Annotated in this window: 21 protein-coding genes and 2 tRNA genes; 18 read left to right on the plus strand and 5 right to left on the minus strand. The window is 72.4% G+C overall.

Features of this window, described 5'->3' with window-relative positions:
- Positions 1-83 precede the first annotated feature (83 nt).
- The 3 genes from ACSLTV_RS10305 (at position 84) to ACSLTV_RS10315 (ending at position 2,857) form a co-directional block, all read left to right on the plus strand.
- Complete coding sequence (locus tag ACSLTV_RS10305; protein ID WP_435612002.1) at positions 84-1,139, plus strand: chorismate-binding protein; 1,056 nt, start codon at positions 84-86, stop codon at positions 1,137-1,139.
- Positions 1,136-1,957 carry an aminotransferase class IV gene (locus ACSLTV_RS10310; protein ID WP_432134451.1) on the plus strand — a complete coding sequence of 274 codons (822 nt, stop codon included), beginning with the start codon at positions 1,136-1,138 and terminating at the stop codon, positions 1,955-1,957. Before ACSLTV_RS10305 ends, ACSLTV_RS10310 begins: the two co-directional genes overlap by 4 nt.
- A gap of 75 nt (positions 1,958-2,032) precedes the next feature.
- Positions 2,033-2,857 (plus strand): GNAT family N-acetyltransferase, encoded by an 825-nt coding sequence (locus tag ACSLTV_RS10315; RefSeq protein WP_435612003.1) that lies wholly within the window; start codon positions 2,033-2,035, stop codon positions 2,855-2,857.
- A gap of 195 nt (positions 2,858-3,052) precedes the next feature.
- Here ACSLTV_RS10315 and ACSLTV_RS10320 read toward each other — a convergent pair whose 3' ends face one another.
- Positions 3,053-3,601 (minus strand): DsbA family protein, encoded by a 549-nt coding sequence (locus ACSLTV_RS10320; protein WP_432134449.1) that lies wholly within the window; start codon positions 3,599-3,601, stop codon positions 3,053-3,055.
- Here ACSLTV_RS10320 and ACSLTV_RS10325 point away from each other — a divergent pair.
- The 3 genes from ACSLTV_RS10325 (at position 3,600) to ACSLTV_RS10335 (ending at position 4,602) form a co-directional block, all read left to right on the plus strand.
- On the plus strand, positions 3,600-3,761 hold the full coding sequence (locus ACSLTV_RS10325; RefSeq protein WP_432134448.1) for a hypothetical protein: 162 nt from the start codon (positions 3,600-3,602) through the stop codon (positions 3,759-3,761). The two genes, ACSLTV_RS10320 and ACSLTV_RS10325, sit on opposite strands and share 2 nt — an antisense overlap.
- Positions 3,762-3,838: 77 nt before the next feature.
- Complete coding sequence (locus tag ACSLTV_RS10330) at positions 3,839-4,282, plus strand: hypothetical protein (RefSeq protein WP_432134447.1); 444 nt, start codon at positions 3,839-3,841, stop codon at positions 4,280-4,282.
- Between the two features lie 167 nt (positions 4,283-4,449).
- A complete protein-coding gene (locus ACSLTV_RS10335; protein ID WP_432134446.1) occupies positions 4,450-4,602 on the plus strand; it encodes a hypothetical protein in 153 nt (50 codons plus the stop codon).
- Positions 4,603-4,707: 105 nt separating this feature from the next.
- Here ACSLTV_RS10335 and ACSLTV_RS10340 read toward each other — a convergent pair whose 3' ends face one another.
- Together ACSLTV_RS10340 and ACSLTV_RS10345 are read right to left on the minus strand one after the other, a co-directional pair.
- A complete protein-coding gene (locus ACSLTV_RS10340; protein ID WP_432134445.1) occupies positions 4,708-5,268 on the minus strand; it encodes a CGNR zinc finger domain-containing protein in 561 nt (186 codons plus the stop codon).
- A gap of 237 nt (positions 5,269-5,505) precedes the next feature.
- A complete protein-coding gene (locus ACSLTV_RS10345) occupies positions 5,506-5,919 on the minus strand; it encodes an SsgA family sporulation/cell division regulator (protein ID WP_004002642.1) in 414 nt (137 codons plus the stop codon).
- Positions 5,920-6,110: 191 nt separating this feature from the next.
- Here ACSLTV_RS10345 and ACSLTV_RS10350 point away from each other — a divergent pair, with 191 nt between their 5' ends.
- The 7 genes from ACSLTV_RS10350 to ACSLTV_RS10380 all read left to right on the plus strand — a co-directional run bounded on the left by ACSLTV_RS10350 (position 6,111) and on the right by ACSLTV_RS10380 (position 14,158).
- Positions 6,111-6,575: a TIGR02611 family protein gene (locus ACSLTV_RS10350; protein ID WP_432134444.1), complete on the plus strand. Its 465-nt coding sequence runs from the start codon at positions 6,111-6,113 to the stop codon at positions 6,573-6,575.
- 75 nt (positions 6,576-6,650) lie between these two features.
- A tRNA-Val gene (locus tag ACSLTV_RS10355) sits at positions 6,651-6,722 on the plus strand.
- A gap of 725 nt (positions 6,723-7,447) precedes the next feature.
- Positions 7,448-8,737, plus strand: coding sequence for an ABC transporter substrate-binding protein (locus tag ACSLTV_RS10360; protein ID WP_432134443.1), 1,290 nt, complete (start codon positions 7,448-7,450; stop codon positions 8,735-8,737).
- On the plus strand, positions 8,737-9,738 hold the full coding sequence (locus tag ACSLTV_RS10365; RefSeq protein WP_432158852.1) for a carbohydrate ABC transporter permease: 1,002 nt from the start codon (positions 8,737-8,739) through the stop codon (positions 9,736-9,738). The genes ACSLTV_RS10360 and ACSLTV_RS10365 overlap by 1 nt, the downstream gene beginning before the upstream one ends.
- Positions 9,735-10,664, plus strand: a complete 930-nt coding sequence (locus tag ACSLTV_RS10370; RefSeq protein WP_432134441.1) for a carbohydrate ABC transporter permease — start codon at positions 9,735-9,737, stop codon at positions 10,662-10,664. The genes ACSLTV_RS10365 and ACSLTV_RS10370 overlap by 4 nt, the downstream gene beginning before the upstream one ends.
- 13 nt (positions 10,665-10,677) lie before the next feature.
- A complete protein-coding gene (locus ACSLTV_RS10375; RefSeq protein ID WP_432134440.1) occupies positions 10,678-11,280 on the plus strand; it encodes a hypothetical protein in 603 nt (200 codons plus the stop codon).
- A gap of 130 nt (positions 11,281-11,410) precedes the next feature.
- Positions 11,411-14,158: a Tat pathway signal sequence domain protein gene (locus ACSLTV_RS10380; protein ID WP_435612004.1), complete on the plus strand. Its 2,748-nt coding sequence runs from the start codon at positions 11,411-11,413 to the stop codon at positions 14,156-14,158.
- A 4-nt stretch (positions 14,159-14,162) separates the two neighbouring features.
- Here ACSLTV_RS10380 and ACSLTV_RS10385 read toward each other — a convergent pair whose 3' ends face one another.
- Complete coding sequence (locus ACSLTV_RS10385; RefSeq protein ID WP_435612005.1) at positions 14,163-16,667, minus strand: SCO7613 C-terminal domain-containing membrane protein; 2,505 nt, start codon at positions 16,665-16,667, stop codon at positions 14,163-14,165.
- 102 nt (positions 16,668-16,769) lie between these two features.
- Between ACSLTV_RS10385 and ACSLTV_RS10390 the strand changes: the two genes are divergently transcribed.
- Both ACSLTV_RS10390 and ACSLTV_RS10395 read left to right on the plus strand, forming a co-directional pair.
- Positions 16,770-17,216, plus strand: a complete 447-nt coding sequence (locus ACSLTV_RS10390; protein ID WP_432134437.1) for an SRPBCC family protein — start codon at positions 16,770-16,772, stop codon at positions 17,214-17,216.
- 62 nt (positions 17,217-17,278) lie between these two features.
- Positions 17,279-17,350, plus strand: a tRNA-Val gene (locus tag ACSLTV_RS10395).
- Positions 17,351-17,403: 53 nt separating this feature from the next.
- Here the strand turns inward: ACSLTV_RS10395 and ACSLTV_RS10400 are convergent.
- Positions 17,404-18,129, minus strand: coding sequence for a 3'-5' exonuclease (locus ACSLTV_RS10400; RefSeq protein ID WP_432134436.1), 726 nt, complete (start codon positions 18,127-18,129; stop codon positions 17,404-17,406).
- Between the two features lie 191 nt (positions 18,130-18,320).
- On the opposite strand from ACSLTV_RS10400, the gene ACSLTV_RS10405 reads away from it, so the two are divergent.
- The 3 genes from ACSLTV_RS10405 (at position 18,321) to thrS (ending at position 22,193) form a co-directional block, all read left to right on the plus strand.
- Complete coding sequence (locus tag ACSLTV_RS10405; protein WP_432134435.1) at positions 18,321-18,887, plus strand: DUF4365 domain-containing protein; 567 nt, start codon at positions 18,321-18,323, stop codon at positions 18,885-18,887.
- Positions 18,884-20,122 carry a hypothetical protein gene (locus tag ACSLTV_RS10410; protein ID WP_432158850.1) on the plus strand — a complete coding sequence of 413 codons (1,239 nt, stop codon included), beginning with the start codon at positions 18,884-18,886 and terminating at the stop codon, positions 20,120-20,122. Before ACSLTV_RS10405 ends, ACSLTV_RS10410 begins: the two co-directional genes overlap by 4 nt.
- A 91-nt stretch (positions 20,123-20,213) precedes the next feature.
- Positions 20,214-22,193 carry a threonine--tRNA ligase gene (thrS, locus tag ACSLTV_RS10415; RefSeq protein WP_432134433.1) on the plus strand — a complete coding sequence of 660 codons (1,980 nt, stop codon included), beginning with the start codon at positions 20,214-20,216 and terminating at the stop codon, positions 22,191-22,193.
- The last annotated feature ends 83 nt before the right edge of the window (positions 22,194-22,276 follow it).

Genomic DNA, 22,276 nt, shown 5'->3' on the forward strand with positions numbered 1-22,276 from the left:
CGCCGCACCCCGTCCCGCACCTGGTCACGCTCCCACGGCCGGTGCCGGGGCCGCCCCCGGACGGCCGTCCTAGACTCGACAGCGTGCTCCACCTGCCTCCTCTCGCCCGCTTCGGCGACCGCGTCGCCACCGGCCTCCTCGACGTCACCGGCGACCCGGCCGCCCTGGACTCCACCGGCTTCTGGGCCGTCGCCGCGGACTACGAGGGGCGGCTGACCTGCGCCCGCTTCGCGGACGTGCGCCACGCCCCCGTGCCGGCGCCCGTGCCCGGGGCCTGGCGGGGACCGGCGGCCGGCGACTGGACCTCGTCCCTCGACCACGCCGCCTACACCGCCGGCGTGCGCCGCATCCGCGAACACATAGCGACCGGCGAGGTCTACCAGGCCAACCTCTGCCGGGTGCTGTCGGCGCCCGTCGGCCCCGACGCGGACGTGGACGCCCTGACCGCGCTGCTGGCCCGCGGCAACCCGGCACCGTACGCCGGAACGATCCGCCTGCCCGCTCACGGCGTCGAGATCGCGACCGCGTCCCCCGAGCTCTTCCTGCGCCGCGACGGCCGGACCGTCGAGTCCGGCCCCATCAAGGGCACCGGCCGCACCGAGGCGGACCTGCTGGACAAGGACTACGCGGAGAACGTGATGATCGTGGACCTGGTCCGCAACGACATGGGCCGCGTCTGCGCCACCGGCAGCGTCACGGTCCCCGACCTGTGCGCGGTGGAGAAGCACCCCGGCCTGGTCCACCTGGTGTCCACGGTCCGCGGCGAGCTGCGCGCCGGGGCCGGCTGGCCCGAGCTGCTGGCCGCGGCCTTCCCGCCCGGCTCGGTCACCGGCGCGCCCAAGTCCAGCGCGCTGCGGATCATCGACGCCCTGGAGACCGCGCCGCGCGGCCCCTACTGCGGCGGCATCGGCTGGGTCGACGCGGACCGCGGGACCGGCGGGCTGGCCGTCGGTATCCGCACCTTCTGGATCGACCGCGCCGCCGACGGCGCGGCCGTCCTGCGTTTCGGCACCGGCGCCGGTATCACCTGGGGATCGGACCCCGAGGGGGAGTGGCGAGAGACCGAACTGAAGGCGTCCCGGCTGCTCGCGGTAGCGTCGGGGGCGTACGAGGTGAGCGGAGAGGACCTGGAGAAGTGAAGATCTGGCTCGACGGCGGGTTGCAGGACACCGAGTCCGCCCGTGTCTCCGTCTTCGACCACGGACTGACCGTGGGCGACGGCATCTTCGAGACGGTCAAGGCGGTGGACGGCAGGCCCTTCGCGCTCAGCCGCCACCTCGACCGGCTCACCCGCTCGGCGCGCGGCCTCGGCCTGCCCGACCCGGACCTCGACGAGGTCCGCCGCGCCTGCGCCGCCGTGCTGGACGCCAACCCGGTGCCGCTCGGCCGGCTGCGCATCACCTACACCGGCGGGCACGGCCCCCTCGGCTCCGACCGCGGTGAGCACGGCCCCACCTTGGTGGTCGCCCTCGGCGCGACCACCCGCCGGCCCGACTCCACCGCCGCGATCACCGTCCCGTGGACCCGCAACGAGCGCGGCGCGCTCGCCGGCCTGAAGACCACGTCGTACGCCGAGAACGTGGTCGCCCTCGCCCGCGCCCGCGAACGAGACGCCTCCGAGGCGCTGTTCGGCAACACGGTCGGGCAGCTGTGCGAGGGCACGGGGTCGAACGTCTTCGTGGTGCTCGACGGCGAGATCCACACCCCGCCGCTCGCCTCCGGCTGCCTCGCCGGCATCACCCGCGCGCTGACGGTGGAGTGGACCGGCGCCAGGGAGACCGACCTGCCGCTGGAGGTGCTGGAGCGGGCGGAGGAGGTCTTCCTGACCTCCACCCTGCGCGACGTCCAGGCCGTCCACCGCGTCGACGAGCGCCAACTCCCGGGTGCGCCGGGGCCGGTGACCGCCAAGGCCATGCGGACCTTCGACGAGCGGGCCGGCGCCGACCTCGACCCCTGAGGCGACGGCGGGAGCCGGGGAACAGCCCGGGAAAACGGGCTGACTGCGGCTCCGCCACCGGGTAGAACACCCGTGATGACCACGACCCTGCGGCCGATCGAGCCGCTTCAGCGCAACGCCGACGGAACGCGTTCACGCCACTACCAGGTGTGCGTGAACGGCCGTCCCGTCGGTGCCCTCCACCTCGACACCCACCCCCTGCTCGGCGACACCGTCGCCCGCATCGTGGACCTGCGGATCGAGGAGCCCGACCGCCGGCGCGGCCGCGCCACCGTGGCCGCCCTCGCCGCGGAGGAGGTGGCGCGCGGCTGGGGATGCCGGCGCATCGAGACGACGGTCCCGGCCACCGCCGGGGCGGCGCTGCGGCTGGTCCACGCCCTCGGCTACGTCGTCCGCAACCGCCTCATGGACAAGGCGCTCGGCGACACCCCGCCCGCGTTGCCCCCGGACAGCCGGGCCCGATCGATGACCGAGGCGGAGTACGGCCCCTGGCTGGCCGAGAGCCGGGAGGAGTACGTCCGCAGCCTCGTCGACCGGGGTGTGCCCGAGAGCGAGGCCCGGGCCAAGTCGGAGCGGGACCACGCGACACTGCTGCCGGACGGCCCGCGCACACCGGACGTGTGGCTCAGCGTCCTGGAGCACGCGGGCACACCGGTCGGCACCCTGTGGGTCGGCCCGCGCGAGGACCAGGCCTACGTCTACGACGTCAAGACCGACACCGCCCACCGCGGCCGGGGCCACGGCCGCACCCTCATGCTGCTGGCCGAGGCCCAGGCGATCGCCGCCGGACGGCGGGTCATCGGACTCAACGTCTTCGCGGGCAACACCCCCGCCGAGCGGCTCTACGAATCCCTCGGCTACCAGACCCGGCAGTACACCCTGTACAAGGCGCTGCTGTGAGGCCGTGGCCGACGCTGCGGCGGGTTTCTCCGCGCACGGCGCCGGAGTGAGGTGCGCGCACGGCGCCGCGGTGGCTCCGGGTACGTGTAGCGGAGGCCGGCGTCGATCCGCGGCTGCTTTCGGCGGCTCAGTGGACGCCGGTCAGGCCAGAGGGCAGACCTGACGACATTGTCACCACGTCACACATCCTCACTGTCAGGCGTCGTCCTGGCCGAGCAGCCGGTCGGTGATCTCCTCGACGCGCTCGCGCAGGCCCGACTGGCTCTTGCCGCCGTCGAGACGTTCCCCGCCGATGACGTACGTGGGAGTGCCGGTCACGCCGATCGCCTTGCCCTCGGCCTGGTCGGCGTCCACGATCAGGATGTGCCGGCCGTCGATCAGAGCGGTGTCGAACTCCTCCGAGTCCAGGCCGAGTTCGTCCGCCACCTCGACCAGGAAGGGCTCGCCCCGACGGTCCAGTTCCTCGACCCGGTCCAGTACGGCCTCCACGTACGCCCAGCCCCGCCCCTGCTCGGCGGCCTCCTCGGCGGCCTGCGCGGCGGCGAAGGCGTACTTGTGCTTCTCCAGCGGGAAATGCCGCAGCCGCAGCTCCAGCCGGTCCCCGTAGCGCTCGCGCAGGGCACGCAGATCGGTGAGGGCGCTGCGGCAGTCCGCGCACTGCAGTTCGCACCACACGTCGAGGACGACGGGGTCGACGGCGGCGACGGGCGGCGAGGCGGGAGCGGCGGGGGAGGAGTCGTTCATGACCCCAGTCTCCCAGCCGGCCCTCCCGCTCCCCAATCCGGACCACGACGACCGGCGTCCGGCCGTCCCCGGTGACGACCGCCCGAGCGGCACCTGGGGAGGAGGCGACCCGGAGATGTCCCTGATGTCCGCCGGGAACATGGCCCGCGGGACCCGGTGAGGTGCACGATGGAAGGGACCGGATGAGGCCGGCCTCCCCGGCCCGACCCGCCACGTCTCCTGTTTCTGGAGGACCGGATGATTGCCGAGACCGTCTGTTCCGCCGTCGCCGCGGCCGGCCTGGGCATCGCGGCGGTCACGGCCTACCGCAAGCGTTTCCTCGCAGCCACCCGCATCGCCGCCTACGCGCTGGTGCCGCTGGGGCTGGTGATGACCGGCGTCGTCGACTGGGTCGCCGACACCGCCTTCAGCCCGACGGCGTGGGCCGGATTCGGCGTGCTCGGCGTCGCGTGGGGACTGTTCGCGCTCACCCGTGCGGTGGAGCGTCGCCGGGGCGGCGGCGCCCGCCAGGAGCGCAGAGCGGCCCGCGCCGGCCGGACGGAGGCGGTCGCGCCCGCGGCCTCGGCGCCCTCCCTGGGCTCCGCGGCCCGGCCGACGGCCAAGCCCGCCGCCGCGCCCCGCTCGGACGCCTCCGACGACTTCAGCGACATCGAGGCCATCCTCAAGAAGCACGGCATATGAGCGCCGGGCGCCCGCTGCCGCCCGCGGCGCGAAACGACACAGACGGGCGCGCGGGCGCACGGAAGTGATCACCGTGTGAAAAGGAGATCGCCAAATCGGCGCCCTCCTGTTCACGCTCCGGGCGCTGATCGCGCCGGGGCGGTCGGCTGCGCCATCATCACCGCGAGATGCTGGACACGAAACAGAGCGAGGCCGCGCCGCCGCAGGACGAGCCGCGCGGATGCCTCTTCGCCCTCTCCCAGCCACCGCTGATGATCTTCCTTGCGGTGATCGGGTGTCTGCTGCTCATGGCCGCGCTGCACGACCTGCTGCTGCTCTGAGCCGTACCCGCGGTCCCCCGGCGCCACCCGCCGGGGGACCGCGTCGACACCCGGGCGGCCCGCACGGGCCGCACCCGCCCGGCGCCGCGCCGTCGGGAGCGACTCTCAGCCCGCCGCTTCTTTCCGCCGAGCCCGGTAGGCGGCGACATGGAGGCGGTTACCGCAGGTACGACTGTCGCAGTAGCGGCGCGAACGGTTGCGGGAGAGGTCGACGAAGGCGCGTCGGCAGTCGGGCGCCTCGCAGCGGCGCAGTCGCTCCTGTTCCCCGGCCACCACGAAGAACGCCAGCGCCATGCCGCAGTCGGCCGCCAGATGGTCCGCGACGGAGGCACCTGGCGCGAAGTAGTGCACATGCCAGTCGTAGCCGTCGTGGTCGGTGAGCCTCGGAGTGGTTCCGGCCGCGGCGACCAGCTCGTTGATCAGCCCCGCAGCGGTACGGGCGTCGGGGGCAGCGAAGATCCGGGCGAACCGCCCGCGGATCTTGCGCACCGCCGAGAGGTCGAGCTCGGACAGCACACCGACATCACTGATCGCATGACCGCGCACGAACTCCGCGAGGGCGCCGAGGTCCGCCAGCCCGTCGGGGGTCGTCTCGTCCTCCGGTGCGGTGTTCACCAGATCCACCACGGCATCGAGGGCACACCGGGTGTCGTGGGTGATCAACACGATTCGCTCCCTGGCCTGAGGACGGGCGGGTGCCCGCCGATGCTGGCCGATGGTAGCCGTACCGGCGAGCGGAGCCACCGGATCCCGGCCGCGGATCGCGGCGACCGCACACGCCGACGCCGCACCACCGATCGTACGGATCGGTGGTGCGGCGTCGGCGACTGGCGTAGGGGGCCGTACCGCCGCGGACCGTCTCCCCGAGTGGACGGTGCCGGGCGGTGCGCTGGGGACCGTGCTCTAGCTCTCCGCCAGAATGTGCGACAACTCCTGATCCAGATCGAAGTGCCGGTGCTCCGTGCCGGGGGGCACGGCGGCGTCGGTGCGCTTCAGGAAGGACTCCAGTGCCCGCGCCGGGGCTTCGAGCAGGGCCTCGCCCTCCGGGGAGCTCAGGGCGATGCAGACGACGCCCTGGCCGTGACTGCGCGACGGCCAGACGCGGACGTCGCCGGTGCCGGTGGGCCGGTGCAGGCCCTCGGCGAGGAGGTCGCGGGCGAACACCCACTCGACGGTCTCCTCGGCTCCGGTGTGGAAGGTGGCGTGCACGGCGTAGGGGTCGGCCGTGTCGTACCGCAGGCCTGCGGGGACAGGCAGGGAGGACTCGCTCGACACAACGAGGCGCAGGTGCAGCTCGCAGCTGACCGTGGTGTTCATAAGCGCCAGGGCCTTTCGCTCAGTGTGCGCTCGGGGATTCGCACGTCGGCGAAATCGACATGCCACCTACGGTGCCGTTGTAAACCCCTCTGAGTGTTTTGCGTGTCTTTACGTACCTCGTCCGGCGGAGGGTGCGTTCTCCGGGTACGACCATTCCGGTGAGCAGTTTCTCTCGGGTAGGGTTTGGTCGTATGAATACGGGGAGTGACCGGTTCGGCGAGGGTGCCATGACCGTGGACGACGTGAAGGCGGGCAGCGCGACGGAGGAGCGGGAAGAGACCGAGGGGCTCGGCTCCCGGGCGCCGGAGTTCGTCAAGGCGCGCCGGGTGCTCCACCTCAGCTGGCAGGTCGGCGTGTTCGTCGTCGGCCTGGCGGTGGTGGGCGCCGGCGTCATCATGCTGCCGCTGCCCGGACCCGGGTGGGTCGTGATCTTCGGTGGCATGGCGATCTGGGCGACCGAGTTCGTCTGGGCCCAGCTCGTGCTGCGCTGGACCAAACGCAAGGTGACCGAGGCGGCCCAGCGTGCCCTCGACCCCAAGGTGCGCCGCCGCAACCTGATCCTGACCGCGCTCGGCCTCGTCATCGTGGGCGTGATCACCGGCGTCTACGTGTGGAAGTTCGGGTTCGTCATGCCGTGGAAGATCGAGAACCAGTGAGCCCGGCGGACGCCCCGCCCGCCCGCCCCTGGTCACAGGCACCCCGTGACATGGGGTAATGTTCTTCCTGCGCCCGGGCGATTAGCTCAGTGGGAGAGCGCTTCGTTCACACCGAAGAGGTCACTGGTTCGAACCCAGTATCGCCCACCCGGACCGTCGGCCCGTCTGCCCCTCGGCAGGCGGGCCGACGGCGTTTCTCCCCGCTCTTCGGGCGTGGGGGCTCGCGTTCGGCGCCGTAGGCGTAGGCGACGCCGGCGGCTTGGACGCGCGCCGGAAAATCCCTTGGACCCGCGCCCGCCGGAGCCTCCCTCGATCGCGGGCTGTGGTCGCCGGGAGGGCGGACGAGGGCCGCATGGGCGGCCGACCGCGCGGAACGCCATGCGTCGGTGCTTCCGGCCCGCAGCGCACCCGTCTTCCCCAGGCCAGGGGCCGCCCCGTCCCGCCCGAGTCAGCGTGGAAACCCCGGCGTCATGCCTCGCCCACAACGGCCGCTCACCTGGCAGTTCCGCCGTCCACTTCCGCCCCCGGGGACCTCCTCCCGGCCCCCCCGGGGACCTCCTCCCGACCCCCCGGGACCTCACCGGCGCCCCGAGCCCTCGCGTTGCCCGGCGCCGCCCCCTCTTCCTCGGTTTTCCGCCGGCGCCTCAACTCGACGAGCGCGTTCGGTACTTCGACCACGCATCGCTCACCTGCACGTTCTCCGTCCCGGTCGACCGGCCCCGCCGCCCCGGCGCTCGCCCCTCGCCGCCCGGGCCCGCGAGAAATTCCTGTCCGAATCATTGACGCTCTCCCCACCCCTACGTACCTTGTGCCAGCAAGCGCTTTCTTGAAACGATTCATGCAGCGAGGACGCTGCGGGGAGGGGCCCGACCGTGGGAACCAGCAGGAGTGTTGAGAGGCGGACGATCCTGAAGGCGGCCGGGGCGTCCGTGGCCACGCTGGGGCTGGCCGCCACGGCCGGCTGCGGTGGGGACGGTGACACGTCGTCCGACGGGACGGTGACGATCCGTTACGCATGGTGGGGTGCGGAGGACCGTGCCCAGCGCATCAACAAGACCATCGCGCTCTTCGAGAAGAAGTACCCGAAGATCAAGGTCAAGACCGACTTCCAGCCGTACACGGATTTCTGGAAGAAGTTCAACACCCAGGCCTCCGGGGGGAATCCGCCGGACGTCTTTCAGAATGCCATTGGATTCCTGCGCAAATACGACGCGAAGAATGTGCTCCTGGACCTCGGTGAGCAGGTGAAGGCGGGCAACCTCTCCATGGACGGTTTCCGCGCGGGTCTGGAGAAGTTCGGCGAGATCGACGGCAAGCTGCTCGGTGTCCCGGTCGGCTCCAACTCCATGGCCCTGGTCATCGACAAGCCCGTCTACACCAGGGCCGGCGTCACCCCGGAGCAGGGCTGGACCTGGGACGACTACCACGCGGCGATGGCGAAGATCCGCGACAAGTCGGGCCGCGCCGGCGACACCGGCCCGTACAACATCATGTACCTCTACGACCTCTACCTGCGCCAGAACGGCAAGGCGTTCTTCACCGAGGACGGACTGGGCTTCGCCGAACCGGATCTGACGGACTGGTGGACGAAGGCCGAGGCGGGCGTCAAGCAGGGCCTGTACGCCGACCAGAAGAAGGTTGCCCAGATCAAGCCCAAGTCGGCGGTCGCGGCCGGCCTCGCCGGCGGCGAGTTCACCTGGGACAACTTCACCGTCCGCTACACCTCCGAGGGCAAGAGCGAGTACGGCCTGGCCCCCATCCCGACCACGGACGGCAAGAAGACCGGCCAGTACCTCGGCTCGCTGATGCTGAGCGCCTCCAAGCGCACCAAACACCCCAAGGAGGTCGCCCAGTTCATCAGCTTCATGGTCCACGATCCCGAGGTCGCCAGGATCATGGGGTACGACCGCGGGGTGCCCGCCACCCAGGCCCAGTACGACGCGTTCCAGCCCACCGACCCGGTGAACAAGGCGATCGCCGAGTACGAGCAGTCCCTGGTCGAGGCCGGTGTCCTGGAGCCCATCACCCCGCACCCGAACGGCGCGGACATCTGCGAGGCCGCGTTCCTGCGCATCGGTGAGGAAGTGGGGCTGGGCAGCCGCTCGGTGGACGACGCCGTCAAGCAGTTCTTCAGCGAGTCGAAGACGGCTCTCGGCAACTGATGGGATCCACCGTGACGCACGCCCCTGCCACGGAGAGCCCGACCCGGCGCTCCGAGCCGCGGCACGGTCCGGTGACGTCCGCGCGCCCCGCCGACGCCAAGCGGCGGGGCCGTCGGGAGACCCTGGCCGGCTATCTGTTCATGTCCCCCTGGATCGCCGGCTTCCTGCTGCTCACAGCGGGCCCGATGGTCGCCTCCCTCTACTTCGCGTTCACCGACTACAACCTGTTCGACAGCCCCCGGTGGATCGGCCTGGACAACTTCTCCGAGATGTTCGGGGACCCGCGCTGGCGCCACTCGGTGCGGGTGACGCTGTGGTACGTCGCCGTCGGGACGCCGCTGAAGCTGCTGCTGGCGCTCGGCGTGGCGCTGCTGCTGGCGCAGAAGCGGCGCGGACAGGCCTTCTACCGGGCTGCCTTCTACGCGCCGTCGCTGATCGGCGCGAGCGTCTCGGTCGCCATCGTCTGGAAGGCGATCTTCTCAGACGACGCGGTCGTCGACCGCGCGCAGCAGGTCTTCGGCATCGACGCCGGCGGCTGGACCGGCGACCCGGACCTCATCCTCTACAGCCTGGTGGCACTGACCGTCTGGCAGTTCGGCGCCCCCATGGTCATCTTCCTGGCCGGCCTCAAGCAGGTCCCGCGCGAGCTGTACGAGGCGGCCGAGGTCGACGGGGCGGGCCGGCTGAGGCGGTTCTGGAACATCACCCTGCCGATGATCTCCCCCGTGCTGTTCTTCAACGTCCTGCTGGAGACCATCCACTCCTTCCAGATCTTCAGCTCGGCGTACATCGTCGGCGGCGGTGCCGGAGGCAACGCCTGCGGTCCCGCCGACGGTTCGATGGTCTATACCTGCTACCTCTACGTTCAGGGCTTCGAGAACAGCCGGATGGGCCTGGCCTCCGCCATGGCCTGGATGCTCCTGGTCGCGGTCGCCCTGGTGACGGCGGTGCTGTTCTGGTCCCAGAAGCGCTGGGTCCACTACGAGGAGGGCGCCCGATGAGCTCCCCCGATCTCTCGACCCCGCTGGACCCGCGGGTCCCCCCACCGGCCACCGGGAGGGCGCCTGCCCCCGCCCGGGCCGCCGGGCTGCGCCGGAAGCTGTCCGGCTCCCTCGCCTGGCACCTCGGGTCGCTGGCGATCCTCGCCGTGATCCTCTACCCGGTGATCTGGGTCGTCGGCGGGTCCTTCAAGAAGAGCGAGGACGTCGTCGGCAGCCTCGACCTCTTCCCGAGCGACCCGATCACCACCAACTACACCAGCCTCGCCGACGGCATCGCGGACATCTCGATCTCCACGTTCTTCCTGAACTCGATCTTCCTGGCGGTCGGCTCGGTGGCCGGGATCCTGATCTCCTGCTCCCTGACGGCCTACGCCTTCGCGAAGATCCGGTTCGCGGGCCGCAACCTGCTGTTCACGCTCATGATCGGCACGCTGTTGCTGCCGTACCACGTCCTGCTCATCCCGCAGTACGTGCTCTTCCGCAACATGGGCCTGATCAACACGTACACCCCGCTGCTGCTCGGCAAGTACCTGGCCACGGAGGCGTTCTTCGTCTTCCTGATGGTGCAGTTCATGCGCAACCTGCCCAAGGAACTCGACGAGGCCGCCCGCCTCGACGGCTGCGGGCACCTGCGGATCTACTGGTCGATCGTGCTGCCGCTGTGCCGCCCGGCGCTGATCACCAGCGCGATCTTCACCTTCATCAACGCCTGGAACGACTTCATGGGACCGCTGATCTACCTCAACGAGCCCGACAAGTACACCGTCTCCCTGGGGCTGAAGATGTTCGTGGACCAGGAGGGCGTGGCCAACTACGGCGGGATGATCGCCATGTCGCTGGTCGCCCTGCTGCCGGTGCTCGCCTTCTTCCTGGCCTTCCAGCGCTATCTCATCGACGGCATGGCCACCTCCGGGCTGAAGGGCTGAGGTGAGCCGCCGCATGGGCCGGGCCCGGGTGAGAGCACACGAGGAGTCACCGTTCGCCGAGCGGTTCGCCGAGCGGTTCGCCGTCTTCGCCGAGGCACTGCTGACCGGTGTGTGGATCGCCATCGCCTCGCTGGGCGTGGTGACCTACCCGGCCGCCTTCGCCGCCGGCGCCCGGCACCTGCGCCGCCGTACCGGCCATCAGAACGGCGGTTGGCGGGAGTTCGCCGCCGACTTCCGGACCGCCGTGCGCGGCGGCTGGCTGGTCGGGGCGGCCGGCTGGGCGGCGCTGGCCGCGGTCCGGGTGGACGTCCAGGCCGTGGAGGCCGGTCTGCCCGGCGGTCCGCTGGTCGGGGCGGTCGGCGTGGTCGCGCTGATCGGCGCGCTGGTGGCCGGGTTGCGTGCGGCCGCCGTCTGGACCCCGGACGCCCGCTGGCGTGCCCTGCTCGCGGACGCGGGCCGCCGGACCGTCCTCGACCCGGCCGGGTCCTTCCTGATCGTCGGCGGCCTGGCCGTCGTCGCCGTCTCCACCTGGTTCGCCGCGCCGCTGGCGGTCCCCGTCCTGGGGGCAGTCGCGGCGGCCGCCGTCGCCGTGGAGGAGCGGTACCGGCACCGCTGACCGGCCGCCCCTTACCGGACCGGGCCGGCGCCCCGCGCGCCGCGCCTTCCCCTGTCATGCCCCTGACCAGCAGTTCCAGGTCGTGCCCCGCACGCACCCCTCCCGCACGGAAAGGAAAGGCAGACCTTCCATGACTCCCATGCCCCGCAGGTCCCTGCTCAAGGCCGCCGCGGTCACCGGCGCCGCCGCCCAGTTCAGCTGGGCGCTGGGGAACAACCCCGCGCAGGCCGCGCCGAGCGCCGGATCCGCCGACCAGGACCCGGTCACCCTCGACTGGCTGGAGGACGGCGGCCTCGGCGCCGCCCCCGGCTCCACGCTCGGCGTGCCCTGGCCGATGGGCGCCCACCAGCCGGACCAGGCCTTCGCTCTCACGGACGCCGACGGCAAGGCCGTTCCCGTGCAGTCCTGGCCGATCGCCTACTGGCCCGACGGCTCCCTGAAGTGGTCCGCCCACGCCGTCAGTTCCGGCTCCGGCAAGCTCACCCTGACCACCGGCACCCCCGCGGCCCCCGCCAACGAGGTCACCGTCGACCAACGGGGCGGCACCATCGACGTCTCCACCGGCGTCATCACCGTCAGGATCGGCAAGAACGGCGCCGGGATCGTCAAGTCCGTCACCCGCGGCTCCACCGAGATCGCCAGGAACGGCCGGCTCGTCCTCGTCCGCCAGCCCGAGATCGAGGACGGCGATCAGGGCACCGTGAAGACCGAGCGCTTCGACGGCGCCATCGACGAGGTCACCGTGGAACAGGAGGGCCCGGTCCGCGCCGTCGTCCGCGTCGACGGCAAGCACCGCAAGGGCAACCGGAGCTGGCTGCCGTTCTCCATCCGCCTGTACTTCTACGCCGGCGCCGACTCCTTCCGCATGGTCCACACCATCACCTACGACGGGAAGCAGGAGCCCGGCAAGGCCAGTGGCGACTTCGTCCGAGGCCTCGGCGTCCGCTTCACCGTCCCGCTGCGCGACGAGGCCTACGACCGCCACATCCGCATCGGCGGCGAGGGCACCGGCCTGCTGCGCGAGGCCGTCAAGGGCATCACCGGCCTGCGCCGCGACCCGGGCGCGGCCGTCCAGGCCGCCCAGTTCAAGGGCGAGAAACTGCCCGACCCGGCCACCTGGGACCAGCGGGTCACCAGCCGGCTGCAGTACATCCCCGAGTGGGGCGACTACACCCTGTCCCAGCTGTCCGCCGACGGCTTCACCGTGCGCAAGCGCACCAAGAAGGGCCACGGCTGGATCGCCGCCGGCGGCGGCAGGCGCGCCTCCGGCTTCGGCTACGTCGGCGGTGCGAGCGGCGGACTCTCCTTCGGTCTCAGGGACTTCTGGGAGAAGTTCCCCGCCCAGCTCGACATCCGCGACGCCCAGACCGACGAGGCCCACGTCACCCTCTGGCTCTGGTCGCCCGAGGCCCAGCCCATGGACCTGCGCTTCTACCACGACGGGATGGGCCAGGACACCTACCCCGAGCAGCTCGAAGGGCTCAACATCACCTACGAGGACTACGAGCCCGGCTTCGGCACCCCCTACGGCATCGCCCGCACCTCCGAACTCCTCTTCTGGGCCAACGAGTCCACCCCCGCCCCCGAGAAGCTCGCCGAACAGGCCGAGGCCGTCCGGGTGCTGCCCCAGCTCGCCGCACCACCCCGGCAGCTGATCAAGGCCCAGGTCTTCGGCCCCGGCCTCTACTCCGAGCCGGACCGCTCCACGCCCGCCAAGGCGAAGATCGAGGACCACCTCGACTTCCTCTTCACCTACTACAAGGACCAGGTGGAGCAGCGCCGCTGGTACGGCTTCTGGGACTACGGCGACATCATGCACTCGTACGACGAGGCACGGCACCAGTGGCGCTACGACGTCGGCGGCTACGCGTGGGACAACTCCGAACTCTCGCCCGACCTCTGGCTCTGGTTCGCCTACCTGCGCTCCGGCCGCTCCGACCTGTTCCGCTTCGCCGAGGCCATGACCCGGCACACCGGGGAGGTCGACGTCTACCACCTCGGCAAGTGGGCCGGCCTCGGCACCCGGCACGGCGTGCAGCACTACGCCGACAGCGCCAAGCAGCAGCGCATCGCCAACACCACCTACCGCCGCTACTACTACTTCCTCACCGCCGACGAACGCGTCGGCGACCTCATGCACGCCAACGTCGACTCCGACGAGACCTTCCTCGTCCTCGATCCCATCCGCAAGATCCGCACCGAGCCCTACACCCCCGACCGGCACGCCCTGTCGATCGGCTTCGGCACCGACTGGAGCGGCCTGGTCTCCGCCTGGCTCACCGAGTGGGAGCGCAAGGGCCCCAAGTGGGAGAAGGCCAGGGCGCGCGTGCTGTCCACCATGGAGACCATCGCCGCCCAGCCCAACGGCTTCGTGCAGGGCAGCGGCCTCTACGACCTGGACACCGGCCGGTTCGCCGTCGCCGGGACACCCGAGGTCAACGTCTCACACCTGTCGGCCGTCTTCGGCCTCGGTGAGCTGTGCGCCGAGCTGATCCACCTGGTCGACATGCCGAAGTTCAAGGAGGCCTACCTCGACTACTGCCGCTACTACAACGCGAGCAAGGCGGAGCAGGCCGCCCGCTACGGCAAGAACTTCGGCACCCTGCTCCTGTTCCAGGGCCACTCGCGGCTCGACGCGTACGCCGCCGTGCAGACCGGCGACGCCACGCTCGCCGAGCGCGCGTGGCGGCAGTTCTACAACAGCCGGGACACCTGGGACTACAAGGAGTCCAACGACTGGAGGACGGTGAAGGTCGACGGCCCCACCGCCCTCGTGGGCGGCAGCGAGGTGCCCTGGATCAGCACCAACGCCACCGCCCTCTACGGCCTCGCCGCCATCGAGAACCTGGCGATGCTGGGCGACAAGATGCCGTCGTAGCCCGTCAGTTCATCCTCCCCAGCGCCTCCCGCACCCGCCGGACGTCCCGGATGCGCTGCTCGTACGTCGCACCGGCGGCGAGCAGTAGCAGCCCGGCGAGGGCGGGCGGCACCCAGCGGGGCAGCCCGTCGGCGACCTGGACCAGATAGGGCGCCAGCTCGTGCAGCGCGTCCAGCACCAGCACCGCACCGCCGAGCACCAGCGGCGCACGCAGCCGGTGCCGGGCGCCGAGCAGGGTGACCGCCAGCGCCGCGCTACCCAGCAGCAGGGGACGGGTCCACCCCGCGTCGGTCCAGGCGGCTCCGAGGCTCGGCACCAGCGTGACGGCCAGCCCGGGGCCGTACGCCGGCCACGACCCGAGTCGCGGCTCCCGCCGCCTGCGCCGGACGCCGACCAGCAGCGCCGGCACGGTCACCGGCAGTGTGTACGCCTCCGGCGTGCCCACGTCCCACGCCGCCAGCCGGACCCAGGACGCCAGCAGGAACAGCACGGCCGCCGCGTAACCGGCCTGACGGCGGTCCGGGCGGGCCGCCGTCCCCGCCGCCACCACCCCGAGCAGCGACAGGACCAGCGCCAGCACCGGCGCGTCGGTCACCGCCAGACCGACCGCGACGGCCCCGGCCGCGGCGCCCGCGCTCTCGACCCCGAGCCCGGTCACTGCGCCGGCCCGCGCCGCGAGCGGCGCGCACGCCGCCGGTACGGCCAGCACCAGCAGGGCCGTGTGCGGCGCGGACCAGCCCGCGGCGGCACCCGTGGCACAGGCCAGGGCCGTCGCGTACACCACGGCGGCCGGAGCGGTGAGCGGGGAACGGCGCACCGACCCCGACGCCACCGCGCACAGCACGGCCAGGGCGGACAGCACCGCCAACGTCGCCGTACGGTCGGCCAGGGCCAGGAACGCCAGGTCGACGGAGGTGATCAGCGCCAGGACCGTACCGGCCCGCGGATGCGGCAGACGACCCTCCAGGGCGAGCAGCGCCGCCGTCGCCGCACCGAGCAGCGCCAGGCCGGCCGGGTACGGGAGCGCCAGGACCGCCGGGAGACCGAGCACCGCCGTCCAGCCCAGCACCACCGCACCGGTCGACGCCCAGGACCGTTCCCCCGCCCGGCGCGCCGACAGCGCCGCGACACCCGCGAGGACCACCAGCACGACCAGCGCCTGCGGCGCGTACGGCGGCCACGGCGTGAGCACCGTCACCGCCTCGCGCGCGTCCCCCGGCCCGCCCGACCACGGCCGCTGCGCCCACCCGAGCGGACCTGTCACCACCACCAGGACCAGCGGCAGCGCCCACAGCAGCGACAGCGCCTGCACGGCCGCGCCGGCACCCACCAGCCCCCGCCGCACCGCCTCCGGCAACCACACCCGGGCCACGCCCGTCAGAGCGGCCCCACCCGCCAGGGCGACCGCGCACACCAGATGTGCCGGCACCGCCCAGCCTCCGGGCAGCGACACCCGCAGCAGCCCGCCCAGCGCCACGACCAGGAGGAGACCGCCGGACAGAGCCGTACCGGCGGCCACACGGAACGCGGGGGAGGGGCCGGACATCCCCGGCGGGACGGCCCGCGGTGGGACGGTCCCCGGTGGGACGGCCCCCGCGGAGGACGGCGCACCCGCCGCACCCTTCAGCCGCTCCGAACCGCGCGCCGTGCGGTGGGCGGCACCCACCGCGACCATCGACGCGAAGCCCAGCAGCGCCGCCGCACCGGCAGCCGCCCCCGGACCGTCCGCCGTCCACGACAGCCGGAGCGCGATCAGGGCACCCCCGCCGCCCAGCAGGCCCGCGCCCGCCACCGCCACGATCCGCGGTGCCCCGAACGACACCGCGGACCCGGAGCGCTCGCGCACCGCCACCACGGCGTCCGCCGCGGCTGTCACCAGCAGCACGGCGGAGATCCCGTACGCCTCCGCGTCCACCGCCAACGCCCCGAGCAGCAGCGGGAACTGAGCGGCGGTCAGGGCCGCCGGGCGCGGCAGCCGCAGGTCGGCCGACACCGCCCCGTACCCCGTCCACAGCGTCGCGAGCACCGCCGCCGAGACCGCCGCGTACGCCGTGCCGTCCGTCCCGCCGAGCGCCGCCTCGTGCAGCGCGTAGGCGTCCAGCACCGTCAGCGCCAGCCCCAGACCGGCCACCGACTCCGCCGTCGAACGCAGCCCCCGGCGCAGCAGGAACAGCGGCGCGGCCAGCACCGCCGCCGTCACCGCACCGAGCACCGTCGCCCGCCCGGCGATCCCCAGGTCACCCCAGCTGAGCAGGGTGAACGCCGCCGCGGCGACCGTCAGCAGTACGCCGCCGAGGACCAGCAGCACGTTCTGCACCCGGGGTGCCGACGCCTCGGGGCGCGGCGGCGCCGACGGTGCCGGCCCGGCCAGGGGCCGCGGGGCCACCGCGTACAGAGCCGCGACCAGCTGGGCGCGTCGGGCCAGCAACTGGCCGCGCCGCGCGTCCAGTTGCCGCAGCTCGGCATCGAGGAGCCGCAGCTCCTCGGCCGGGGGCGGAAAGGTTGTCATGCTTCGGAGTGTGGCCCGCGCCACGGCGCCCGCCATGAGTACGCGTACTCACCGCCTACTCGGATCCCGTCACGGATCGCCGCGCGCGGGCACACTCTGCCCATGGACTGGACCCACTACCGCTTCCTCAGCCGCTGGTCCCTGCCCGCCCCCGCCGCCACCGTCTACAGCGCCCTGGAACGGGCCGAGGACTACCCGCGGTGGTGGCCCCAGGTGCGGGAGGTCAGCCGCCTCGACGACACCGCCGGCATCCTCCGCATCCGCTCCCTGCTGCCCTACGACCTCACCTTCACCGCCCGCCGGACCCGCCGGGACCCCGCCGCGGGAGTGCTGGAGGTCGCCCTGAGCGGCGACATCGACGGCTGGGCCCGCTGGACCGTCACTCCTCGGGCCACCGGCACGCTCGCCCGCTACGAGCAGGTCGTCGACGTGCACAAGCCCCTGCTCAGGCGGCTCGCCGTGCCCGGCCGGCCGCTCTTCCGCGCCAACCACCGGCTGATGATGCGGGCCGGCCGACGCGGACTGACCGCCCACCTCGCCGCCCGCTGACCGGGCACCGCCCAGCGGTTTGAACGAACCCCGCCAGGACCTGTATCGTTCAGTTCGTTCCCGGGCGATTAGCTCAGTGGGAGAGCGCTTCGTTCACACCGAAGAGGTCACTGGTTCGAACCCAGTATCGCCCACCGGGAAAAGCCGGTCCGCACCAGCGGGCCGGCCTTTTCGTTTCCCCGGCCCCTCACGCCGCCGCCGGCAGCTCCGGCCGCACCGGCCACGCCGGATCCACCGTCTCCTCCTGACCGCTGCGCGCGAACCACGCCTGCAACCCGCGCGCCTGCGCCGCGTGCCAGCCCGTCTGCAGGGTGTGCAGCTCCGCCGGCGACAGCCGCTCCAGCCGGGCCGCGAAACGGCGCCCCAGAGCGCGGACCACCTCCAGCGCGGCCAGCGCGTCCGCCGCCGCGTCGTGCGCGTCGGACAACGCCACCCCGTACTGCTCGCACAGGTCCGTCAGCGTGCGCCGTCCCTTGCGGTACCGGTCCAGATGCTTGTCCAGCACTCGCGGGTCCAGCACTGTCAGCGGCGACGACTCCAGCCAGCGGCCCAGCGGCGACGCGCGGTGCCGGCGCAGCTCGCGATCGAGCAACGTCAGGTCGAACGGTGCGTTCATCACCACCAACGGCCGCCCCGCGGCGGCCTGTTCGGCCAGCAGCTCGGCTATCTCGTACATCACCGGGGCCGGCCACCTGCCGTTGCGCTGCAGGTGATCCTCCGTCAGCCCGTGCACCGCCGTCGCCGCCTCGGGCACCGGCACACCCGGGTTCACCAGCCACCGGGTCACCCGCGGCCGGCCGCCGGCCGCGTCCTGGACGACGAGCGCGGCCGACACGATCCGGTCGCTCTCGACGTCCACTCCAGTCGTCTCCGTGTCGAACGCCGCCAAGGCGCCCTCGTACCAGCACGCCATACCAACACAACCCCTCGTTCAACCACGGCAGCTGACGCACCGCCCGCTGCCCGGTCTGGTGATACCCGCCCCGTTTGCGCCGTACGCCGGACGGACACAACAGGAGTACGAGTCACCGCAGTTCAGCGATGCGACGCGGGGCTCGCCGGCCCGGTTCCGGGCATCTCACCTGGTTTGGAAGGCTGTTCCACATGGCGATAGCGCAGCCCGAGCGGGGCGGGCTGCTGCCCGACCGTCCGGGCCCCCGCCGCGGCACACTCGCCACCACCGCCTGCATGGAGACCCTGCAGGTCGCCTACCTGCACGCCGTCGCCGCGGCGGCGGGATGCTCGCTGTCCCAGCCGTTCCCGGACAACGGCATCGACTGGCACGTCAGCCACAGCGCCCCCGGCCACACCGTCGACGACGAGGTGACCATCAAGGTCCAGCTCAAGGCGACCTACCAGCTCGCCGCCCACCCGCCCGGCCGCACCTTCGCCTTCACCCTCGACAACGACCACCTGGCGAAGCTCGCCCGCACCCCGGTCTCCGTGCACAAGATCCTCGTCGTGATGATCGTGCCGCGCTCCCAGGACCAGTGGCTGCGGGCCGGTCACGACCGGCTCGACCTGCGGCACTGCTGCTACTGGACCAACCTCGCCGGCCACCCCGTCACCGGGCGGCGGCGCACCACCGTGCGTATCCCGACCTCACGCATCTTCGACGACCGGGCGCTCTGCGAGATCATGACGCGCGTCGGGACGGGAGGACGACCATGACCCACCACCCGCACCCCCCACGCCCCGGCCCGGCCCGGCCCCACCCCGCCGAGCCACCCTGGAACCGTGCCCCCCGGCCCGGCGAGGTCGACCCCGCCGTCCTCGGCGCCCTGCTCGCCCGCCACGGCTGGCAGCGGCGTGGCGGCGCCCCCGGCCGCTACGGACGCTGGACCCCGCCCGGACCGGCCGCCGGCACCACCAGCCTGCTCGTCCCCGAGAGCCGGGCCTTCCCCGACAGCGACGACCTCCTCGGCGAAGCCCTCGACGCCCTCGCCCGCAGCACCACCCCCTCCGCACGCGAGGTGCTCGTCGCCCTCGCCGTGCCCAGCGACGAGATCCACTGGTGGCGCGACGCACCCACCGGCCCCGCCGGAGCCGCGCCCTGGACCGCCGGAGCCGCGCCCTGGACCGCCGAGGAGCGGCTGCGCGCCGCCGCCCGCCAGACCCTGCTGGCCGGCGCCCTCGCCACCCACGCCCGCGCCGGCTACCACGGCTCCCGGCACCGCCGTACCGCCGCCGCGACGCTCGGCCACGTCCTCGTCGGCTCCGCCACCGGCGGCCGCCGGCTCACCGCGCTGCTGCCCGTCGAACCGGTCCGCCCCCTGGCCGTACGCCTCCACCAGGCCCTGCACGCCACCCGTGAGGCCATCGACTACCGGCGCGCCACCGGCGGCATGGACGCCTTCGACGGTGCCGTCCAGGCCGGCGTCAGCCGCGAACTCACCGAGGCGCTCGTCGCCCTCGTCCGCGGCACCGAGGGAGCCCGCGTCGCCGTCGTCTGGGCGCCCGCCGCCGGAGTCCCCGACGACTGCGCCGCGAACGCCGGACCCGTGGAGTTCTCGCCCGGGGACCTGCCGGCCCTGCGCGAGGCGGGCGCCCGCTATCTGCACGCCGAACCCTCCGTCGCCGTGCGGATCACCGGCACGGTCGTCCGGATGCGCAGATCGGCGCCGCGCGGCGAGGGCGGCGTACGGCTGCGGGTGCTCGCCGGGGCCGAGGTCCCGCACGTCCGGCTCACCCTCGACGAGGAGGACTACCGCATCGCCGGCCAGGCCCACCTGGTCGGACTGCCGGTGCGCGTCCAGGGCCGGCTGGAGAGCAGAGGCGGCTTCCGCAGGCTCACCGGGGCCGGTGGCGTCGTCCCCGTACAGGTCGACGACGCCGAGCGGGACCGCCTGATGAAGTCCCTCCAGGAGAACCTGGACTCCTTCGGGGAGGCCTGCGGAGGGGACTGATTTCGCGGTCGGTGGGTGCGGGTCGGTACGATTCCCTCCTGCGCGCGCTCCCGGTATGGCGCCGCACCCCACCTGCAGTCAGGAGAGACCGGTGTCAGACGTCCGTGTGATCATCCAACGCGATTCCGAGAGGGAAGAGCGCACGGTGACGACGGGCACCACGGCCGCCGACCTCTTCACCGGCGAGCGCTCGATCATCGCCGCACGCGTGGGCGGAGAACTCAAGGACCTGGCCTACACCGTCGCCGACGGCGACGAGGTCGAAGGTGTGGAGATCTCCTCCGAGGACGGCCTGGGCATCCTGCGCCACTCCACCGCGCACGTGATGGCCCAGGCGGTCCAGGAGCTCTTCCCCGAGGCCAAGCTGGGCATCGGCCCGCCCGTCCGGGACGGCTTCTACTACGACTTCGACGTCGCCGAACCGTTCACCCCCGAGGACCTCAAGCGCATCGAGAAGAAGATGCAGGAGATCCAGAAGCGGGGCCAGCGGTTCGCGCGCCGCGTCACCACGGACGACGCCGCCCGCGAGGAGCTGGCGGCCGAGCCGTACAAGCTGGAGCTGATCGGCCTCAAGGGCAACGCCGCGCAGGCCGCCGAGGGCGCGGACGCCGAGGTCGGCGGCGGCGAGCTGACCATCTACGACAACCTGGACGCCAAGACCGGCGAGCTGTGCTGGAAGGACCTGTGCCGCGGCCCGCACCTGCCGTCCACCCGGGCCATCCCGGCGTTCAAGCTGATGCGCTCCGCCGCCGCCTACTGGCGCGGCAGTGAGAAGAACCCGCAGCTCCAGCGCATCTACGGCACCGCCTGGCCGTCCAAGGACGAACTCAAGGCCTACCTCGACTTCCTCATCGAGGCCGAGAAGCGCGACCACCGCAAGCTGGGCGCCGAGCTGGACCTGTTCTCCTTCCCGGAGGAGCTGGGCCCCGGCCTCGCGGTCTTCCACCCCAAGGGCGGCGTGATCCGCAAGGAGATGGAGACCTACTCGCGCAAGCGCCACGAGGTCGCCGGCTACGAGTTCGTGAACACCCCGCACCTCTCCAAGGAGCGGCTGTTCGAGATCTCCGGCCACCTGCCGCACTACGCGGAGGGCATGTTCCCGCCGATCGAGTTCGACGAGCAGAACTACCGCCTCAAGGCGATGAACTGCCCGATGCACAACCTGATCTTCAAGTCGCGCGGCCGTTCCTACCGCGAACTGCCCATGCGCCTCTTCGAGTTCGGCACCGTGTACCGGTACGAGAAGTCGGGTGTCGTGCACGGCCTGACCCGCTCGCGCGGCTTCACCCAGGACGACGCGCACATCTACTGCACCAAGGAGCAGATGCCGCAGGAGCTCGACGAGCTGCTGACCTTCGTGCTCGACCTGCTGCGGGACTACGGCCTGACCGAGTTCGAACTGGAGCTGTCCACCCGGGACGACTCCGACAAGTTCATCGGCTCCGACGAGGACTGGACGGAGGCCACCGAGGCGCTCCGCCAGGCCGCCGAGAAGCAGGGCCTGCCGCTGGTGCCCGACCCGGGCGGCGCCGCCTACTACGGCCCCAAGATCTCCGTCCAGGTCAAGGACGCCATCGGCCGCTCCTGGCAGATGTCGACCATCCAGGTCGACTTCAACCAGCCCAAGCGGTTCGGCCTGGAGTACACGGCCGCCGACGGCTCCCGGCAGCAGCCGGTGATGATCCACCGCGCGCTGTTCGGCTCCATCGAGCGGTTCTTCGGCGTGCTGCTGGAGCACTACGCCGGGGCGTTCCCGGCGTGGCTGGCCCCGGTCCAGGCGGTCGGCATCCCGATCGGCGACGCGCACGTCGAGTACCTGGGGAAGTGGGCCGCGGCGGCGCGCGAGAAGGGGCTGCGGGTCGAGGTCGACTCGTCCTCCGACCGGATGCAGAAGAAGATCAGGAACGCCCAGAAGCAGAAGGTGCCCTTCATGGTCATCGCCGGTGACGAGGACATGGGCCACGACACCGTGTCCTTCCGCTACCGCGACGGCTCCCAGGAGAACGGCATCCCCTTCGCCGAGGCCATCGCGAAGATCGCGCAGGCCGTCGAGGAGCGGGCGCAGGTCTGACCGGACCGTACGGCCGAGGCCCCCGATGCCGTCACCCGCATCGGGGGCCTCGCCGTGTCCGTCACCCGGACGCCATATGCTGC

The organism is Streptomyces sp. bgisy159 (assembly GCF_965341775.1).
Classification (GTDB): Bacteria; Actinomycetota; Actinomycetes; order Streptomycetales; family Streptomycetaceae; genus Streptomyces.